This window comes from Trichococcus ilyis, from assembly GCF_900109135.1.
GTDB lineage: Bacteria > Bacillota > Bacilli > Lactobacillales > Aerococcaceae > Trichococcus > Trichococcus ilyis.
The window spans coordinates 12,194-31,497 of the sequence record NZ_FNYT01000023.1 but is presented as its reverse complement, the minus strand read 5'-3'; the positions used below and the strand labels follow the sequence as shown (position 1 = coordinate 31,497).

21 protein-coding genes are annotated in these 19,304 nt (G+C 44.2%); 2 read left to right on the top strand and 19 right to left on the bottom strand.

Annotation, left to right across the window (positions count from 1 at the left end; translation table 11 throughout):
- Positions 1 to 276 precede the first annotated feature (276 nt).
- From BMX58_RS10795 to BMX58_RS10770, 6 genes are all read right to left on the bottom strand, one after another.
- Complete coding sequence (locus BMX58_RS10795; protein WP_068623059.1) at positions 277 to 2,904, bottom strand: hypothetical protein; 2,628 nt, start codon at positions 2,902 to 2,904, stop codon at positions 277 to 279.
- A gap of 10 nt (positions 2,905 to 2,914) precedes the next feature.
- Positions 2,915 to 3,325, bottom strand: coding sequence for a hypothetical protein (locus tag BMX58_RS10790; RefSeq protein ID WP_068623060.1), 411 nt, complete (start codon positions 3,323 to 3,325; stop codon positions 2,915 to 2,917).
- 266 nt (positions 3,326 to 3,591) lie between these two features.
- The gene (locus BMX58_RS10785) at positions 3,592 to 5,520 is read right to left on the bottom strand and encodes a hypothetical protein (protein WP_068623061.1); all 1,929 of its coding nucleotides are present in this window, start codon (positions 5,518 to 5,520) and stop codon (positions 3,592 to 3,594) included.
- A 331-nt stretch (positions 5,521 to 5,851) separates the two neighbouring features.
- Entirely contained in the window at positions 5,852 to 6,160 is a 309-nt protein-coding gene (locus tag BMX58_RS10780) for a MerR family transcriptional regulator (protein ID WP_068623062.1), read from the bottom strand.
- A 140-nt stretch (positions 6,161 to 6,300) separates the two neighbouring features.
- The gene (locus BMX58_RS10775; RefSeq protein ID WP_131814081.1) at positions 6,301 to 7,695 is read right to left on the bottom strand and encodes a hypothetical protein; all 1,395 of its coding nucleotides are present in this window, start codon (positions 7,693 to 7,695) and stop codon (positions 6,301 to 6,303) included.
- A 98-nt stretch (positions 7,696 to 7,793) separates the two neighbouring features.
- Positions 7,794 to 8,078 (bottom strand): hypothetical protein, encoded by a 285-nt coding sequence (locus BMX58_RS10770; protein ID WP_068623064.1) that lies wholly within the window; start codon positions 8,076 to 8,078, stop codon positions 7,794 to 7,796.
- 470 nt (positions 8,079 to 8,548) lie between these two features.
- Here BMX58_RS10770 and BMX58_RS10765 point away from each other — a divergent pair, with 470 nt between their 5' ends.
- Positions 8,549 to 9,721, top strand: coding sequence for a site-specific integrase (locus BMX58_RS10765; RefSeq protein WP_068623065.1), 1,173 nt, complete (start codon positions 8,549 to 8,551; stop codon positions 9,719 to 9,721).
- Positions 9,722 to 9,810: 89 nt separating this feature from the next.
- Here the strand turns inward: BMX58_RS10765 and rpsI are convergent, their stop codons facing one another.
- From rpsI to BMX58_RS10750, 3 genes are all read right to left on the bottom strand, one after another.
- On the bottom strand, positions 9,811 to 10,203 hold the full coding sequence (gene rpsI, locus BMX58_RS10760) for a 30S ribosomal protein S9 (RefSeq protein WP_068623066.1): 393 nt from the start codon (positions 10,201 to 10,203) through the stop codon (positions 9,811 to 9,813).
- A 13-nt stretch (positions 10,204 to 10,216) separates the two neighbouring features.
- Positions 10,217 to 10,660: a 50S ribosomal protein L13 gene (gene rplM / locus BMX58_RS10755; protein WP_068623182.1), complete on the bottom strand. Its 444-nt coding sequence runs from the start codon at positions 10,658 to 10,660 to the stop codon at positions 10,217 to 10,219.
- Positions 10,661 to 10,858: 198 nt separating this feature from the next.
- Positions 10,859 to 11,212: a hypothetical protein gene (locus tag BMX58_RS10750; RefSeq protein WP_068623067.1), complete on the bottom strand. Its 354-nt coding sequence runs from the start codon at positions 11,210 to 11,212 to the stop codon at positions 10,859 to 10,861.
- A gap of 244 nt (positions 11,213 to 11,456) precedes the next feature.
- Between BMX58_RS10750 and BMX58_RS10745 the strand changes: the two genes are divergently transcribed.
- A complete protein-coding gene (locus BMX58_RS10745) occupies positions 11,457 to 12,572 on the top strand; it encodes a PLP-dependent transferase (protein ID WP_093088845.1) in 1,116 nt (371 codons plus the stop codon).
- A gap of 277 nt (positions 12,573 to 12,849) precedes the next feature.
- On the opposite strand, the gene BMX58_RS10740 is transcribed toward BMX58_RS10745, so the two are convergent.
- From BMX58_RS10740 to rpmJ, 10 genes are all read right to left on the bottom strand, one after another.
- On the bottom strand, positions 12,850 to 13,116 hold the full coding sequence (locus BMX58_RS10740) for a chorismate mutase (RefSeq protein WP_068623069.1): 267 nt from the start codon (positions 13,114 to 13,116) through the stop codon (positions 12,850 to 12,852).
- 5 nt (positions 13,117 to 13,121) lie between these two features.
- A complete protein-coding gene (gene truA, locus BMX58_RS10735; RefSeq protein WP_068623070.1) occupies positions 13,122 to 13,901 on the bottom strand; it encodes a tRNA pseudouridine(38-40) synthase TruA in 780 nt (259 codons plus the stop codon).
- Positions 13,902 to 14,040: 139 nt separating this feature from the next.
- On the bottom strand, positions 14,041 to 14,838 hold the full coding sequence (locus BMX58_RS10730; protein WP_068623071.1) for an energy-coupling factor transporter transmembrane component T family protein: 798 nt from the start codon (positions 14,836 to 14,838) through the stop codon (positions 14,041 to 14,043).
- On the bottom strand, positions 14,828 to 15,739 hold the full coding sequence (locus BMX58_RS10725) for an energy-coupling factor ABC transporter ATP-binding protein (protein ID WP_068623072.1): 912 nt from the start codon (positions 15,737 to 15,739) through the stop codon (positions 14,828 to 14,830). Before BMX58_RS10725 ends, BMX58_RS10730 begins: the two co-directional genes overlap by 11 nt.
- Positions 15,715 to 16,554, bottom strand: a complete 840-nt coding sequence (locus tag BMX58_RS10720; protein ID WP_068623073.1) for an energy-coupling factor ABC transporter ATP-binding protein — start codon at positions 16,552 to 16,554, stop codon at positions 15,715 to 15,717. Before BMX58_RS10720 ends, BMX58_RS10725 begins: the two co-directional genes overlap by 25 nt.
- Positions 16,555 to 16,948: 394 nt before the next feature.
- The gene (gene rplQ / locus BMX58_RS10715) at positions 16,949 to 17,329 is read right to left on the bottom strand and encodes a 50S ribosomal protein L17 (protein ID WP_068623074.1); all 381 of its coding nucleotides are present in this window, start codon (positions 17,327 to 17,329) and stop codon (positions 16,949 to 16,951) included.
- Between the two features lie 27 nt (positions 17,330 to 17,356).
- A complete protein-coding gene (locus tag BMX58_RS10710; protein ID WP_068623075.1) occupies positions 17,357 to 18,301 on the bottom strand; it encodes a DNA-directed RNA polymerase subunit alpha in 945 nt (314 codons plus the stop codon).
- A gap of 81 nt (positions 18,302 to 18,382) precedes the next feature.
- Complete coding sequence (rpsK, locus tag BMX58_RS10705) at positions 18,383 to 18,769, bottom strand: 30S ribosomal protein S11 (RefSeq protein WP_068623076.1); 387 nt, start codon at positions 18,767 to 18,769, stop codon at positions 18,383 to 18,385.
- Between the two features lie 27 nt (positions 18,770 to 18,796).
- Complete coding sequence (gene rpsM, locus BMX58_RS10700; protein WP_068623077.1) at positions 18,797 to 19,162, bottom strand: 30S ribosomal protein S13; 366 nt, start codon at positions 19,160 to 19,162, stop codon at positions 18,797 to 18,799.
- 20 nt (positions 19,163 to 19,182) lie between these two features.
- On the bottom strand, positions 19,183 to 19,296 hold the full coding sequence (gene rpmJ / locus BMX58_RS10695) for a 50S ribosomal protein L36 (RefSeq protein ID WP_062470716.1): 114 nt from the start codon (positions 19,294 to 19,296) through the stop codon (positions 19,183 to 19,185).
- Positions 19,297 to 19,304: the final 8 nt, after the last annotated feature.

Genomic DNA, 19,304 nt, shown 5'->3' with positions numbered 1-19,304 from the left:
GATGATTTTATTAGCGTCTGTTTGCTCCTGTATCGCTAGCAGTTTTAGGTCTCTAATTACTTGTTGGTCCAGTGTAGTGGTGAATTTTTTCCGAATGTTAAACGCCTCCTCGGTCCGCATACGTACATACGTATATTTTACCCTTCCGATTTAATTTTAGCAATATAATCAAAGTCCCTGTCGCCATTCAGATACCAATGATTATTCGATATCGTTGTGTACAAAAAAAGAAGAGCCGTTTAGCCCTTCTTTGATGCATTCCCAAACTATCCTGATTTAGCTTGCCCCCAACAAACTCTGTTTGATTACAGAGAACAACGGCGTTTCCCCATCTAGCATTACTTTGCGCCCTTTTCCCTTTTTGAATGCGTTGTTAAACGCTTCATAAGAGATATCCCATTCGCAGTTGGTCATAAACAGGTCATACAGGTCTTTGCTGTTTAGACTAGCCAGTTTATCTGTCAACATCCCTTGGCGCACCATCTTTAACAACTCTTTGCACACATAATCCAAATGTTGCTCATTCTGAGAATTCATTTTAGGATTGTATCTTGTCTCTGTTCCGGTTGAAAGATGCCTATATTTCTGATGGATGTTGGCGTATTCGGACCTATTATTGACGCAGCCAGCATAAGAATCCCTGTATTTATGCAGACTTTCATACTCCTCCACGGTTTCCAAAGGCAGCGTGAAAAAGGAATCATACGAGAATAACTTTCCATTTAACACCGTTTGATTGGTCTGTATGGTTGGCATATCAATCATCCTTTTGAAATCAAAGTCGAAACTCAAATTTGCGACCTTCATTTCATTCATAAAGACCTTATTGTGCTTCACCACATCTTTGTAAGATGGGAGCGACACGCGCTCGTCGCGTATTTTGCCCGTCCTAGTCACGAGTGCTTCAAAGAAAAAGTGATGCTTCGCATCTTCAGACAGATTGCGGAACACGTCATTCCCTCTATATGACCCCTTTGCCATAATACCTTCGCCTTCACCAACTGACACATTTGCACGGGTCCTCGAATTAAAGAACGTTTTGAATTCATGCTTCACTTCAAAAGCTGTATCTGAATTAGAAAAGGCTTGTTCTAAGGCTTCGAAAATAAAAGGGAATTTTTCCTTGACTGATTCATTCAGCATCCGAAGCACTGATTCTCTTTCCCCCGCCACAATGAAACCGTCCGTTGTGACACTGTGAATTTTCAAATCCGCTTTTTCGCAACAATGCATACAAAATGAAACCAAGCATCTGACCAAGGCGGTAATGGCAGCAGCATATGCAGGCATTGTGATAACAGAGTATTGCGCCATTTCCGTCGTATTATTACATAAATTTTGGTATCGCTTGCCATTTATTCCCTGCCCCAGTTTGCCGAACGCACTATTAGCATATAGTTTTTGCAAAAGCGCCTGTCCACTCTTCTTTCCGTATTTTTTTTCATATAGCTTACGAGTTTTGATAAATTCCTTAACAGCATCAAACATATCGTTTTCATCCTTTGTGCTCAGGACAACCACTCTTCCACCTTCACTGACTGTTACAGAAGCACCCATATCCAAAGCCAGCTTTATTTCAGAAATATTGGCATAGGTTGACCCTTTGCGCGGGAACACAAGTCCGTTAAAGGTTGTTGACTTCACCGGAATGCACGGATAGGCCAATTCTTTTGGAAACTCGAAATCAACCAAGCCAAAACCCAAGTCATCGAATTTAAACATCTCACTCCGCAATTTGCCATTGTCCGTATTATCCCGGTTGTACGAGCAGTCAATAGGATTATTCCAATTCATATTAGAACAGATGCACATAGCGATAGGATACGCACTTCTGAGGTCGATATCCAGAAATTCCTTTCCGGATTCAGCAGTAAAGATGCCGTGGGAAAAGCACTCATTCCGTCCGCCAAAAAAACTGCTTATCGCGTCCTGCTCAATCAGGCTTCTTTTATCGGAAATTTGCTGATTTCTGCCCTGATAATAATTACCTACATCGAATATGGATAGATAGTTTTCATTGAACTCTTTGTCTGTGGTCCACCTGTTCTTGGCTTTGATAGACTCACGGATTCGATGCGCTGCGGCACTCCCAACAGTTGAATAGATGTCTTTTTGGTTCAGGTTGTTTTCATTGAAAGTCAACGTCCATATTAGCGAGATGACACTGTCGGATAAACCACATTCAACATACCGACTGATATCATCTTGGAGCAGTTTATCCATACGGTCGACATAATCGCTGCAGTCCAACTTCTCAATCCCGATATTTTCACCTAACGATTGTAAACTCGAATTGTTGGAAGATAACAGCATCGTATCCCTAATCAGCGTAGCCGTGCGTATCCCTCGTAGTTTGTCATGGTAGTTATCGGAATTGAATGCCCTCCCATTAAAAAAGCTGAGCTTATTCATGCAAGACAATTGGTCCATCATTTTCTTGTTGTTGTAAAAATTGGTCAAGTCAACGCCATTGAAATGGCTAACAAGGACGATTTTGTTGTACGGATACGAACGCTCATGTTTATCTTTTGCCTTCGTATAGGCTTTGCTGGAAATAGACAAATTATTCGGATTCTCAAACGACTTGTACTGTCTTAGATGCTTTTTGAACTGTGGCATCTCGACTTTCAAAAGCGATAAAAACCCATTGATAAGCCGTGCATAGGACAACGGAGTATCGGATTCACACAGCACAATGTAGTCGTAGTGACAGAAGTGACTTTGAGCTTCATCGTAAACAACACACGAAAACTGATAACTCAAAACTCTCCGTTTCGCTTGCACAGAAGATTCATTCCAATCATTTCTGATGAAGAATTTATCTTTCACGAGGTCATCAGCCTCAGCCTTAGCTTTAACGTGTAAGAGAGTATTCTCGTATACAGAAACGGTAATATCATCCATTGAAGCAGCATCAAACGACCACCCACTCAGTATCAAACCCAATCACAAGCGGTATCGTTCGAAAGAGATTTTCAGTATAGCCCTTGCAAACACTCAAATCAAATACATCAGAAACCGCAACAATAATACTAGAGTCATCATGCAAGTACCACTCGTCTTCCTTCGCTCCAAATGCATTTAGTGGTACCACACCTAAATCCGTGTTGTCATTGGGTTTATCAGCTTTCCTTAAGGACGGAACATCATTTTGAACGACCTTTTTTGAGCCTTCCACTGCCTTATACAAAAGTCCATACCCCAGCGTCTTATTTTTTCCCTCGACCGCTTGTATCCGAACCAGTTCCGAGGCTAGATGCCTTCCTCTCAGATGCAGTTGCTTACCTTTCAATTTTGTGATTTCTTGTTCCATGTTCATTTTCATAGAATTACCTCCAAATGGTTTTGGGGTATCCTATGTGCCTTTTCTTACAGTTATTCTATATGAGCGTTTGATACGGTCTGACAAATGACAAACCTTGCTGCGGAAGGGAATGATTGGTCCCGTTTCATCATTTTCTTATCGGAGCAAGAAAAAACCGTCATCTCCATAAGGGATAACGGTCATTTCAAGTTCATGCCCTAGCGATTTTTGTGCTTTAAAAGTTGATATCACTCTACCGAATCTTTTTTTGGGGAGTATAGGTTCTTCTACACTTGTGGTTCAGAATTCTGTTTCTGCTTTTTCCTATCTTGATAATCCAATTCACCGTTGATTCTGACAGTGTACAACAACATAATCATCATCAGCTCCAGATAGTGCCCCTTATGCTCATGGCCCGAACGTTTCGAGAAGCTACCATGTGTATATTTATTTCGGATTGCCAACGTGTTGCTGAACTTTTTGTCATCCATGATAAAAGAGATGTAATCACTCTCCTGTTCAGAAAAAAGCGTGTCTCCATATCTAAGATTTCCTTTTTCCACTTCTTGTTGGACCTTCGTCAAAAAGTCATCAGAGAAATCGAACAACGAACAATAACCGGACTCCCAAATTGCTTTATACATCCGGATAAGGACTGGGTCTCTGAAATAAATACGATTTGCCACATCATAGCCGATAATGTCATTGTCTTTTAAATGTTCTGAGATAATCCACTGCTGGCTTTCATAAAAATCAGCCACCGCAATCCCTTTTTGGACATAGTAGTAAAATGAACTTTCGCCCTTTTTCTTCTCTGGAAACGAAAGCCTTGATTGGTTATCGAACAACAATCTACACAGTCCCAACGTATCCTCCGAGTTGAAGTAGACATACTTCTTATCCTGCAATGATTTTATCTCGCGATATCCAGTAGTCTTCGATTGCATTTCAAACAAATCATCATCAATTTCACCATAGCGCTGAAAAAAGTCAAACTGCTTCAAGATGCTGTCCATTTCTGGAATGAGTGCCTTACATCTGTCGTAGAACCCGTTCTCTTTAGGAGTGGGATTACAAGAAAATCCTTGGATATTATATTCACTCTGGAATAATTCGTTGTAACAGAAAGCGTATATTTCTTCAAGGTCATACCCTTCATATGCCAAATAATCAAAATATGCTTGATATAACATTGAGAAGTATGTTCTTTTTATTTTGAAGTCTAGAGACACTCGATAGCCATGTTTCGCTTGGGGCTGCATAATATCTGACAGGGACCCGGTAGCATTTTGAGAGCCAATCAAGGAAAATCTTCCCATCAAATCGAAGAATCCAAAATGATAGGTAAAATTGTTCAATAATGTAGGATAATCTCTTTCTTCAATCAACCAATTCTTATCAAAACTAACCTTGAAATCCGTCTCGCTTTTAGCCTCAAATCGGAATCCTGTGGGAATGTCTGGCTTGAACTCAACTTCTAGGCCCCAAGAGAACCCGCTACTTTTATCAAAATATTTGTTCATTTGCTTTTCTCTAGCTCGTTTTGCTTTGAGGATAATCCGGTCATCTATTTTTTTTTCATGATGGGAACTCCAGAGTGACAGTTGCAGCAAATAATTAGGGTTTGCATCCTCCCATTCGCAGTATCTTCTCGCCCAATCGTTTATCTCCTCGTTCGAAAAGTTCGGTGGGAATTCATAATCTCGCTCTCCGGCAGAATCATACTTGCTCAGAAACAACTCAAAACACTTCGGTTCTTTCAGCAAGAGTACCTTTAACGGCACTCGGTACTTATCGCAAATGGCTTTTTGTTGCAACAGAACAACAATAAAAACGTTATTCTTTTCGATGAAATCCTGGAATTGTGGGACTGTTGTCTTTTTGATGAGTTGGTAATCGACGAAGATTTCCCAGAAATCTTCTTTGTAGAGGATGTATAGCTCTTCATACTCCGCACTCAATGCATCCAAGTCTTTTCGCGACACATAGGAGCCAATTATCCTCTTTGCCACCTTTTTGAATGAATCCACCTTATCGTTGATTACGATATCAGCTGCGGACAAATATTTGAGTACATTGTGCATCTCAATAACATCAATTAACTTGCGAGTGCTCCTGTCGTAATTGAAGGCCTCCATATACTGCTCCGATTCATGTAGGTACATGTTGTAGGTCATATCGCCGGGGCCATAATATTTTATACGGTGGGTATCCATTATTTTTTACCTCCGCTTTGTCTAAAGTTAATGTTCAAGTGTTTTCCAAGCCAATAATGACTTTTTTTATAACTTGATTATTTCTTAATTGTATCATATTCAGAAACAGCAACAATCTTTTACTAATCAAATATTCCCGCAACATTACGCAATGAAAATGGATTTGTTGATTTGCAGTTTCGTTCTCCTTAACAGAATCAGCTTTACAATTCTGAAAAATATTGGTTGCATCGTGGGCGGAACGAAATCCACTCTTCAGAAAGAATCAAAAGAAGCCTGTTTCCGTATTCGGAAACAGACTGTCTGAATTCATTTTTTTATTTCAACCAAATCATGAGGCCCGTTTCTTCCCCCTCATTTTAACTACCTGATTATGAATTTCAAGCCATTCATCAACTTGACAGGCATTGAATCGGATAGCTCCTGAAAAATTCATTGATGGGAAGTTAGGATGCTCTTTCATAAATTTATCGAGAGTTTTGAAACATATCCCCAGGTAGCTAGCCAATTCTGTTTTGGTCATCCACATTTTCCCCGCCTTTTCACTCGCATTGTTCTCCATTTGTTGAAATACCCTTTCCGTAATCCTAGCTTCCATTTCCTTCATATAGCTTTCAATCATCATTCCGAAATCGTTCATAAGGCATGTCCCCTTTGTTGTTTTTCCTATTCTAGAAAGGACAACGCAGGATTATGCCATCTTATTCAATCTAGCGCGTTCGAGCAAGCTAGGATTAAGTATCATATGAACATAATACTCCGATAAACAAACATGTCAGTTTATAAAGATAGCTCTTTTTTGAATCTTTTGAGCCCAATGATGTGTTGTTCTATAAGCATTGTCAGGTCCCTTTTCAGCCTGGCATGGTTAGGCTCATCGAGATATATGTCTAGTTCCAGCCTATCAAGAATACGAAGATACTCCAATTTATGCCAGTGTTGAAACTGATAACGCTTCAGAGCAGCAAATGCATGTTCATCCGGGTGGACATGTTGGGTAGTCAAGAATTTGAGACATTCATCCTTGGGAATCTTTCCATCACTAATGGACATCCCCTTGATGGAATCGATATAGGCATTGAGATGGGCGTATTCCGCGATGGGAAAATACAGAAACGCCCTGCTGCTTTTCATTCGTATGAAACGTTCGAATGTACTTTTCGGATAGTCGTTCTGAACTTGTTGTGCGAAATCGCTATCAGCTTTTTGTAATTGAGCTAGAATTTTTTGACTCACAAAGGCATTTTGATTACCTATTTCCGAACTTATGATAATTTGGGCGTTTTCTACATCGAATTCGAAAACGAAATTGAACTCTGATATTCCAGTAATGTTCATGCGTCGTTTTTTCCGATTGAAGTCGTAACCATTTTCTTCGCAGTAATTCTGAAAAAAATTGAAGAATTTTTGGTAGAGCAACTCTTTATAGAACTTTCGTTCTTCTTCCGAATCCGCATTCCGAATTGTCAGTACATCATTTAGATAGAAACGATGAACGGGTTCATAGCCCATTATGGTCATATATTCAAGCAGATGGGGAATAAGCGTCGTTTGGCCTTTTACATCCAAATTATTTTGTTTTCTGAGGAACAGGTCATACACCGTTGAAAAAGATTGGGTGATTGTAGTTGCTGCATTATACTCAAGGGACTTCTGACGATGATTCCGCAATTGATACGGATTCAGGTCATAAAGCTTATTTTCAATGATGATGCAGTAGACCGGTTGCCCGTCCTTTTCTATCAGAATCCAGCCATCAGGTATGGACCCATGATTAGCATCCAACCACAACAGGGTATCGTATTCAGCTTGGGCAAAGTTCAGATAGATTTTATCAAATTTGCCCTGCTCCATCTCTTTTACGGATGTCACATCAGAAAAAAGTGTTGTATAGATTTCCTGAACTGCTTCGGTAGGGTTCAACTTCAATTTCCGGATATCCAGCAGTTTTTCATTCCAAACGCCACCAGTCGGGCTTAATCCCAATAAAATACGGTTTTCTGATGGTACGGCCTCTATGTCCAGTCCTCGCGGTTTGCTCTGCAAGGCAAAACGGCAACGATGTTGGGTTTTGTCCAGTTGAGTGATGGCCGGATTTTTCACTAGCTTCGCAATCAATTCCAATTGGTTTGAAGTGTCCAGCAATTCTAGGGTATTCACTATCGCTTTGGTCATATTGTTCTCCAACCAGTATTTCTCGTTGTAATTGATGAATACATTCAGATGTTTATCCAGGTGAATCAACATGCTTCCATCCCCTTTCCCGTATTTTCTTAAAGGAACAATGCTATAGTCTTTTCGAACAATTCCATCTTTTCCTGCGTCAATTTCAGTATTATGCGTGCAATTTGAAATTGCTGGAAGCGCATGTTCATTCGTTCTTCACTCTCGATAGTCTGTTCCTGCCTTTGCTGTGCTGTCGCTTCGATTAAATATTTGTCGGCTTCTTTCAAGCGCCGTCTCGCTGTCTGCACTTCATTTTCAAGGGATTGGCTCTGAAGTACCAACACTCGATTACGTTCTGTGCTTTTCTCGTGCATCCGTTCTACATTATTCATCTGCTAATACTCCTTCCGTGTAGTTGAAAAAACTTTGAAAAACTGCCTTTTGCGAAGTTAATCTATCAAACACCAGGATGGTGCTAAATTGCGATTCATGAAACTAATATTTTGTTTACAGTATAACGGAATCCAAAGCTATATGTAAACGTTTCAGGAAACCTTATTCTCTTCAATTTCGAATCCTTACATCTTTTGAAATCATTAAATACAATTTCTATGGCTATCTGCTTCTAAAAAATCATGCCTGAAAAAGCAAGGAAGTATGTCAGCCGTGTGCCGATGTTGTATACTATCTTCGAAAGGAGGGCTACTTTTAATAGACGTTCTGTCAGTGAATGAGCAAAATTCGTACTCGAACACATGAAATCAAAAATAAGTGTTATATTTTTGAAACCTTTTATCTAAGATAATCGAATTCACCAACAGCGTGGTCGAATTTCTATTACACTAGAAAAGGGGTCATAATTATGACAAAAATAAAAGTTTACCTCGAAAAAAAAACAGGAAGAACAACGTACTGGTTTTCGCACTACAACGGAATAGACCCAACTACGGGGAAAAGAGATATCATTACTAGAAGAGGATTCGATACTGAAGCTGATGCTGAATTTGAACTCGCAAAGTTAAAGTTGGAATTATCGAAGGGAACATATTCGAAGAAGACAACAGTTACTTTCTTAGAAGTATTCGAAGAATGGAAAATTGGATACCAGAACACAGTTCGTCCTGTCACTTTAGACAGGACTATGCAACAATTTGAAAAATACGTTCTCCCCGCATTCGGTGCCAAGCCGATTGATTCCATTTCATTAGGCTACTGTCAACAAGTCGTAAATGATTGGAGTACCCACTATACGAATTTCAAGGTGTTGAAGTCATGCGTTCAAAGAGTTCTTGACCATGCTGTTCGCTTGAAATATACCTCAGACAGTCCCATGCGTTATGTTCAAATGCCTAGAAAAAACGTATCCAAGGCAGAGCTATTGGGGGAGGTTGCGCATAACTTTTATGATACCAATGAGCTTCAAACCTTTTTCGATACGCTAACGAAAAATTTCGGGCTCAAAGAAGTGGCTCTCTTTAGGGTTTTGGCTTTCGCCGGTTTAAGAAAGGGTGAAGCAATCGCTCTCAACTGGTCCGATATTGATTTTGAACAAAAGACATTGAGCGTGAAGCGAAACATGACTTATCTAAACGGAAAACAAGAGCTGAGTGAAGCAAAAACAAAAAAATCAGTCAGAACACTATCCCTTGATGATGGAACAGTATCAATCTTGAAAAAATGGAAAAATTTTCAAGCGCAGGAACTGTTGCAGCTTGGAATCAATCATTCAAAAAGCACTCAGCCAGTATTTAATCGTTTCTCTAAATATGGATTCAATGAACCCCTATACATGAAGTATCCTGATACCGTTGTCGAAAAGGTCCTTAATCTGAATCCTCAGTTAAAAAAGATTTCAATACACGGCTTTCGCCATACACATGCCTCTATTTTGATTGAAGGTGGCGCAAATATGAAAGAGGTACAGGAACGGTTAGGCCACTCAAATATTCAAACTACGATGGACATCTACGGGCATATGACTCAGAAAGCCCGGGAAAACACCGCTGAAAAGTTTGCAAAACAAGTCAATTTTTAGCCCTTTCATTCACGTTTTCATTCACGAACAAAAAAAGACACCTTCCAATAAAGGAAAGTGTCTTTGAAAACGTTGAAATACCAACGATATTAACGTTTAGAGAATTGTGAAGCTTTACGAGCTTTCTTAAGACCTGGTTTCTTACGCTCAACCATACGTGGGTCACGAGTCAGCAAGCCAGCTGCTTTCAATGGTGCGCGGAAGTCAGGATCCACTTGCAATAATGCGCGTGAGATGCCGTGACGAGCTGCACCAGCTTGACCAGTGAATCCGCCGCCGTTTACGTTAACGAAGATATCGTAGCTTCCTAGAGTACCTGTAAGGTTCAAAGGTTGTTTGATTACTTCATATAGGTAAGCGAATGGGATGTAGTCTTCCATGTCTTTTTTGTTGAAAACGATTTTTCCTGTTCCTGGTACTAAACGTACGCGAGCAGTTGAGTTTTTACGGCGACCAGTGCCGATGTATTGTGCTTGTGCCAATGAATTTCCCTCCTTAAATTAGGTTAGTGATGTCTAAAACTTCTGGTTGTTGTGCAGCGTGCGGGTGAACTGCTTCACCGTATACGTGTAATTTAGTGAATTGTTTAGCGCCCAAAGAGTTTTTAGGAAGCATGCCTTTAACGGACAATTCAACCAATTTTCTTGAGTTTTTAGCACGTAATTCGCCAGCTGTAATCTGTTTTAGCCCACCTGGATAACCTGAGTGACGGGAATAGATTTTGTCAGTTGCTTTTTTACCTGTTAATTGAACTTTGTCTGCATTGATGACGATCACGAAATCACCTGTATCTACGTGAGGTGTGAAAGTTGGTTTGTTTTTACCGCGTAAGATTGTTGCAACCGTAGTTGAAAGACGTCCCAATGGGATATCAGTTGCGTCGATTACGAACCATTTACGGTCCATTTCGCTTGCTTTAGCCATGTATGTTGTACGCACGTTTGTTTCCTCCATATTCTTCTCTGTCTGTTTGATCCAATTGAGTTTCCGGGGCTCATCGTGGGGCAAACAATACCGTCTTACATAATACAATATCCCAAAAGAAATGTCAATCGCTCCGGAAGAAATATTTCAAATGCCGGAGCACGGAAAAAACCTTCGCTGCCGCGTCGGCTGCGGCAGCGAAGGCTTTCCTGATCATTTTTTCAGATATAAATATAATTGCTCGATGACCTCGACCGGCACAAACGGATAAGCGCCTTTTCCGGAAGTTTTGTACGGTTTGAATGCGGCAATGATTTCCGGATCCTTCACGATATCTTCCACCGCAACGAAATCGCCTTTCTTCGTCAGCGTCACTTCAAAAGCTTCATATTCTTCCGCTGCCACATTCTTTTTTGGGGTCGAATAATGCGCCATGCTGGCTTGCACGGACAGGACCACATCATTTGGGCAGGCGATCGCTTCATAGAATTGGGGCATCGCGGCGGCCACAAAATCCGGCACATCTCCGCGTGGGATGCGTTTCAGTTCTTTGATGAACGTTACCATTTTTCCACTCTCCTTCACTCGTTCTGATACTTCCATTATACGCGAGTTTCCGGCTTTGACCAGTAGCACCGATAAGTTATCCCGTTCACGCTTGATCGATTATTTGTCGCATCTTTACTGACAAAAAATACATAATGATATTGACCACTCCAATCCTCCATGCTAACATGGCAATAACATTAACTTGAAATGAAAAACAGATGATAATGCCGCAGTGCATGTCATTTCGTATAAAGGGGAATCGATGATGGACAATATCAACATTCAAAGCTATCTTGCGCAATTGGGCAACAGAAAAGATCCGCACACCGGGGCCGTCAGCGCGCCGATCTATTTGTCCACAGCCTATGGACATCCCGGCTTGGGCCAGTCGACCGGCTACGACTATACCCGCACCGCCAATCCGACAAGGGATATCCTTCAGGAGGGCTTGGCAGTGCTTGAGAACGGCGTGCAAGGGTTCGCGACAAGCTCCGGCATGAGCGCAATCCAGCTCGCCTTCAGCATTTTCCCGGCCAACAGCCATTTTGTCGCCTCCCGGGATCTTTACGGCGGCAGCTTCCGTTATTTCCAGGATATGGAGAAAAAAGGCTTCTATTCCTTCACCTATGTCGATGACCCAATCGACATCGCGGCTGCCATCCGGGACAATACGGCCGCTGTCTACATCGAAACGCCGACGAATCCGCTGATGAAAGAAACGGATATCGCGGCTGTGGCTGAGACTGCGAAAAAACACGGTCTGCTGGTGATTGTGGATAATACCTTCTACACCCCTCTTTTGCAGCGCCCGCTGGATTTGGGCGCCGATATCGTTGTCCACAGCGCCACCAAGTACCTGGGCGGCCACAACGACCTGTTGGCGGGTGCCGTCGTGACGAACGACGCAGCGCTCGGCGAACAACTGGCTTTCCAGCTGAACACGGCAGGCGGCACTTTGGACGCCTTCGACTGTTGGCTTTTGGTCCGCGGATTGAAGACACTGCCGTTGCGCATGAAGCAGCATCAGACGAATGCACAAGCAATCGTCACCTATCTCGAAGCCGAGCCGCTGGTCAAATCGGTCCACTATCCGGGCAAAGGCGGCATGCTCAGCTTCACGCTGCATGACAAAGCCTACATCCCTGCTGTCCTGGATGCACTGAACATCTTCACTTTCGCCGAAAGCCTGGGCGGCGTCGAGAGCCTGATCACCTACCCGACCACCCAAACCCACGCCGATATCCCGGTTGATGTCCGCGAATCCTATGGCCTGACGGATGATCTGCTGCGCATCTCGACGGGAATCGAAGATCCGGATGACCTGATCGCCGATCTGCGCCAGGCATTCGCGAAGGCTGCGGTCGCTACCGAGGCCTGATAAAACAAAATATGTTCCCCCCGGCGAGCTTCATTCGTCGGGGGCTCTGTTTTCTGGTGCCGAACTCCGGTGAACGACGGCTTCTCCGGAGTTCGGACTGATTAGGGGGGTCTCCAGCTCCGGCGGACAGTGCCTCATCGGAGCTGATGCAGATCACAGGGCGTCTTCTTCGGTGAGCGCCCCTTTGGCCGGAGCTGATGCCGACATGCATTGCCTCAGCGCAAAAAGCGGCTGCGGAAAAGACGAAATCTTTTCCGCAGCCGCTTTTTCAGCATTTCTATTCCTGGTTCTGTTTGGTTTCGAAGGCCTTCGTGATCGTCATCAAGGAACGGAAGAGGTCTTCCATGCTGTCCTCATAGTCTTTGTTCTCGGTCAGCCTGCGCACCTTCTCCAGCACCCGGTCCTCCCTGGATTGGTCCAGGATCGGCAACCGATGCTCTTTTTTGATCCGCGCGATTTCCGTTACGGCATCCATCCGGCGTTCGAACAGCTTCACCAATTCCTGGTCGATGGCGTCGATTTCCGCTCTTTCCTTTTCAAACATCCCTTTCACTCCTGTCCGTTCCTCAATTTTTCTTCATCATAGTATACTTCCACAAGATACAGACCTTGGGGAGGCGCGGTCGGGCCGGCTTGGCGCCTGTCCTTCGCTTCCAGGAGGCGGTCGATTTCCTCAACCTTTTTCAGGCCGTCAGCGATCTGCAGCAGCGTCCCGACGAAAATGCGGATCATATTGTAGAGAAAGCCATTGCCCCTGAAGGTGAAGATCAGCTCGTTGTTCTCCTCGTCCTTCCTGACGCTGGCTTCGTAGACGGTCCGCACCAGATCGGTTTTGTCCGTTTTGGTCGAACAGAAGCTGGTGAAGTCGTGTTCGCCTTCGAGTTTCCTGATGGCCTGCTCCAGATTTTCCATATTGAAGCGGTAAGGATGGTGCGTCGTGTAAAGCCGCTTGAAGGGGTTCGGGAAGCGATCGAGATCGACCCGGTAAATGTATTTTTTGCCCAATGCATGGTAACGCGAGTGGAAATCTTCCGCTGCGAACTCCACGGATTTGATCAGGACGTCATCGGGCAACAGACTGTTCAATGCCCGCAACAGATGATCCGGCTTGATCGCGACCGGATAGTCGAAATGGATGACCTGGCCGAGCGCGTGGACGCCCGAGTCGGTCCGGCCGGATGCATGGATCGGAATGAGTTGCCCATTCGACATTTTCTTCAGCGCCTTTTCGATTTCGGTCTGGACGCTGTTGCCGTTGTGCTGGACCTGATAGCCCACATATCCCGTTCCGTCGTATTGCACGATGCATTTGTATCGTTGTGCACTCATGGGTAGCGTATGCCCCTTTCTTTATTTGGATGTTCCGGCTGGTTTCTATGGTTGAAATTTTGCCTATTTTAAAAGGGGCCGGAAATGCTGCCCGGCCCCCCAGTTTCGTTCTAAAGCTTCAGATTGCACGCCTGAGCGCTCAGGACCGCAAGAACAACAGCAACCCGGTCAGCACGACAAAGGCCAGCAGGCTCAGCGTATCGCGTCTCTGCCAATCAAGGATGCGGTATTTCGTCCGGCCTTCACCGCCCTGATAGCCGCGCGCTTCCATCGCATTGGCCAATTCGTCGGCACGGTTGAAGGAACTGACGAACAGCGGTACCAAAATCGGTGTCACGGCCTTCATCTGCTTGACGATATTGCCTTCGCCGAACTCGACGCCGCGCGCCCGTTGCGCATTCATGATTTTTGAAGCTTCATCCATCAATGTCGGCACGAACCGCAGTGCAATCGAGAGCATCAAAGCAATCTCGTGGACCGGCACCTTGAAGCGTTTCAACGGGCCCAAAAGTTTTTCGATCGCATCGGTCAACGACAGCGGCATCGTCGTCAGCGTCAGCAACGTCGAAATGAAGATGATCAGGACGAAGCGCATGAAGATGAAGGCGCCGTTGATCACCCCGAATGAAGTGATGCTGATCGGTCCCAGTTCCAGGTAGGTCTCACCGCCCCTTGTGAAAAGGATCTGGAGCAATACCGTGAACAGTATCAGCCAGATCAGCGGCTTCACGCCGTTCAGAAAAACCGAGAGTTTGATGCCGGACAGGATGACGCACAAGATGGTGAACAACGTCATGATCAGATAGGTATGCCAGTTATTGGCCAGAAAAATGACGATGATGAAATAGAATGCGCCAATCAGTTTGGCGCGGGGATCCAGCCGATGGATCAGCGAGTCCCCTTGGATGTAGCGGCCGAACAGCAATTTATCCAACATCGGTGCCACCCTCTTCCCTAACGGCATTTCCGTTGCCTTTGTTTTCATTGATTTTCGCGATCAGGACAGCCGCGAGCTGTTCCGTCCGCAAAGGTCTTTCACCGCCGAAATCGACGCCGGTCTTTTTGCTTAGTCGATCCAGGAAAGCCAAGGCATCCGGCAAACCCAACTGCTTCTCTTGCAGCCACTCGGCATCGCGGAAGATTTCGGCCGGGTTGCCCATCTTGACGACCGTTCCCTTCTCGAGGATGACCACATGATCCGCATAGGTGGCGACATCATTCATCTGATGCGTGACCAATACGATGGTCAGGCCTTTTTCGAGATGGAGCTGGTAAAACATGTTCATGATCTCGCGTCTGCCGGCCGGATCCAATCCTGCTGTCGGTTCATCGAGAACCAGCACTTCCGGTTCCATCGCCAATACGCCCGCGATCGCTACACGCCGCATTTGCCCCCCTGAGAGGTCGAACGGGGAACGCTCCATGAAGGTTTCGTCCAGGCCGACCAAAGGCAGCACGCGCCTTACGATCACCATCGCATCCGCTTCGCTGACGCCGAAGTTCATCGGCCCGAAAGCGATATCCTTCGCGATCGTCTCCTCGAACAGCTGCGACTCCGGAAACTGGAAGACGATGCCGACTTTTTTCCGCAGGTCCTTCAGGTTTTTGTTGTTCGATTTGTTCGTGATGACGCGGTCCCCGATTGTCACGCTGCCTTCCGTTGGTTTCAGCAGCGCATTCAGATGCTGCGTGACTGTCGACTTGCCGCTGCCGGTATGTCCGATCAAGGCGGTGTAGCTGCCGTCCGGGATATTCAGGTTCACATCATAGAGGGCCCGGCTTTCGAAAGGCGTACCGGCAGAATAGGAATAGCCTACTTTTTCGAAAGTAATGTCCATAACCAACTCACCATCCCTTCCTCAGTCAAATAGGCTTCCGGAACTTCCAGCCCTTGTCTCTTCAATTGGTATTTCAGCTTTTCCGGAAACGGGATATCCAAGCCGATGTCAATGATCTCCTTGCCCAAGCTGAATATCTCTTCCGGTGTGCCGATCCGTTTCAGCTGCCCGGCTTCCATCACAAAAATGCGGTTCGCTTTGGCGGCTTCGTCGATGTCGTGCGTGATCGAGATAACCGTCAGATTTTCCTTTTCTTTGATTTCCTGGATGGTCTCGATGACTTCATGACGCCCTTCCGGATCCAGCATGGTCGTTGCTTCGTCAAGGATGATGATTTCCGGGGACAAAGCCACGATCCCAGCAATCGCAACCCGTTGTTTTTGACCGCCCGAAAGGCGTGCCGGTTCCTTGTCCATGAAGTTGGCCATGTTCACTGCCGCTACCGCATCGGCCACGCGCTTCACCATTTCCTCGCGCGGAATGCCGACATTCTCCAGGCCGAAAGCCACGTCATCCTGCACGGTCGAACCGACAAACTGGTTGTCGGGATTCTGGAAAACCATGCCGATCTTTTTGCGGACGTCCCAGACCGTTTCCGCATTCAAGGGGATTCCCTCGATGATCACTTCGCCGGCATTCGCTTCGATCAGTCCGTTGATCGTTTTGGCCAAGGTTGACTTGCCTGATCCGTTGGGCCCGATGATGGCGATCCATTCACCCTGTTGGATCGTCAACGAAACGTTGTTCAATGCGGGCCTTGCATCTTCCTCTGTATAGGAAAAAGTCACATTGCGCAACTCAATAATGTCATTCATGATGGCTGTCCTACTTTCTCTTTTATGAATCTCTGTACCCGTATCCCATCGTCGTTGCTCCCACAAGTGCGCGAGGATAAAAAAAGATGAAAAACACGGAGAGGGAATGTCTACTTTAGTAAGTATAAACTACTCTCCCGTATTTTTCATCCACTGTCTTGACACGGCGCAAAAATAAAACGCTTTTATTTATGTATCAAAAGAAACTAGAAAATATAAAGGCATTTTCTAGTTTCTTTTGATAAAAAAAGCACTTCTTGGATGAATAATGCCCCTCCGAAGATCATGCGATCTTCGGAAGAAGCTTGAGCTAGACTAGGAAGGCTGAACGCGTTCCATAATCATAACACTCTATTCCATCTAAAAGTGAACGTTTCATCTTTATGCGATTGAATTATACCAATTCAATGATAACCATTTGTGCAGCATCGCCACGACGAGGTTCAGTCTTCAAGATACGTGTGTATCCGCCTTGACGTTCTGCATAGCGAGGTGCGATATCATTGAATAGTTTTTGCAATGCAGTTTCGACAACGATCTTGTCGTCTTCTTCGCGAACGTCTGCAACTTCGTTACGAACGAATTGTGCTGCTAAACGACGAGCCGCCAAGTCACCACGTTTGCCTAAAGTAATCATTTTTTCAGTAGTTGAACGAATTTCTTTAGCACGAGCTTCAGTTGTAACGATGCGTTCGTTGATGATTAAATCAGTTGTTAAATCACGAAGCATTGCTTTTCTTTGAGAGCTAGTACGTCCTAATTTACGGTAAGCCATCCTAGGTTTTCCTCCTTTGCTACGGTACTAATCGTCTTGACGTAAGCCTAGATTAAGATCATTCAGCTTATTCTTCACTTCTTCAAGTGATTTGCGTCCCAGATTACGTACTTTGATCATCTCTGCTTCAGACTTGTCTGTCAATTCTTGGACTGTGTTGATGCCTGCGCGTTTCAAACAGTTATAAGAACGTACGGATAAATCCAATTCTTCAATAGTCATTTCCAGCATTTTTTCTTTATGTGTTTCTTCTTTTTCAACCATTATCTCGGCCTTGCGGGCTTCATCGGTCAGATTAACAAAAATATTCAGATGTTCGGTAAGGATTTTGGCAGCCAAGCTGACTGCTTCTTCCGGGCTGATGGAACCATCTGTCCAGACATCCAACGTCAATTTATCATAAATATTTTTTTGTCCGATACGAGTGTTTTCAACTTGATAATTTACTTTGCTGATCGGAGTATAAATGGAGTCGACTGGCAAAACACCGATCGGCATATCTTCCGTTTTGTTATATTCGGAACGAACATAACCACGGCCATTTTTTACATCCAAGCGGACATGAAATTGTGCTCCCTCTGAAACTGTACATATATATAAATCAGGGTTTAAGATTTCCACATCGCTGTCATGGGTAATGTCCGCTGCAGTCACGACTGCTGGACCTTTTACGTCAATCTCGATTGTTTTGTCTTCGTCCGTATACAATTTCAAAGCTAATTTTTTGATGTTCAGAATGATTTGGGTAACATCCTCGACAACACCATCAATCGTTGAAAATTCGTGTAGAACACCATCGATTTGGATAGTTGTTACAGCTGTACCAGGAAGTGAAGATAATAGAATTCGACGTAATGAGTTACCAAGTGTTGTTCCATAACCGCGTTCTAGTGGTTCTACAACGAATTTGCCGAATTTGGCATCTTCGCTGATCTCAATCGTTTCAATTCTTGGTTTTTCAATTTCGATCATTTATCAATTTACCCCTTTCAAAACGTTAAGTTCATGTTAGTGAGTCCATTGCGTTTCGTTACATATCAGTACAATTCTCAATTAAACACGACGACGTTTTGGTGGACGGCATCCATTGTGAGGAATAGGTGTTACATCGCGGATCGCGGTAACTTCCAAACCTGCTGCTTGTAATGAACGAATGGCAGCTTCACGTCCTGAACCAGGACCTTTAACAGCGACTTCCACTGTTTTCATGCCATGTTCCATAGAAACTTTAGCTGCTGCTTCTGCAGCCATTTGTGCAGCATAAGGAGTAGATTTACGAGAACCTCTGAATCCTAATGAACCTGCTGACGACCATGAAATAGCATTTCCATGTACATCTGTAATCATAACAATAGTATTGTTGAATGTAGAACGGATATGTGCTACACCTGCTTCAACATTCTTTTTCACACGACGTTTGCGAGCTACTTTTTTAGCCATGAAGTTTTGACCTCCTTCACTTAATTATTATTTTTTCTTACCAGCGATTGCTTTAGCCGGGCCTTTACGAGTACGAGCGTTGTTCTTAGTGTTTTGTCCGCGAACAGGCAAACCACGACGGTGACGCAATCCTCTGTAAGAACCGATTTCGATCAATCGTTTAATGTTCAAGTTCACTTCACGACGAAGATCCCCTTCGACCTTCAATTTATCCACTTCAATACGGATACGGTCCAATTCATCATTCGTTAAATCACGAACGCGAGTATCTTCTGAAACCTCAGCTGCTGCTAAAACATTTTTAGCTGTGTTCAAACCGATACCAAAAATATAAGTTAATGAAATAACTACACGTTTGTCACGCGGAATATCTACTCCTGCGATACGAGCCATTTATAGGCACCTCCTTGTTATTATCCTTGGCGTTGTTTGTGTTTGGGATTTTCGCAAATCACCATAACACGACCATTGCGGCGAATGACTTTGCATTTTTCGCAAATGGGTTTTACTGATGCTCTTACTTTCATTTAAATTC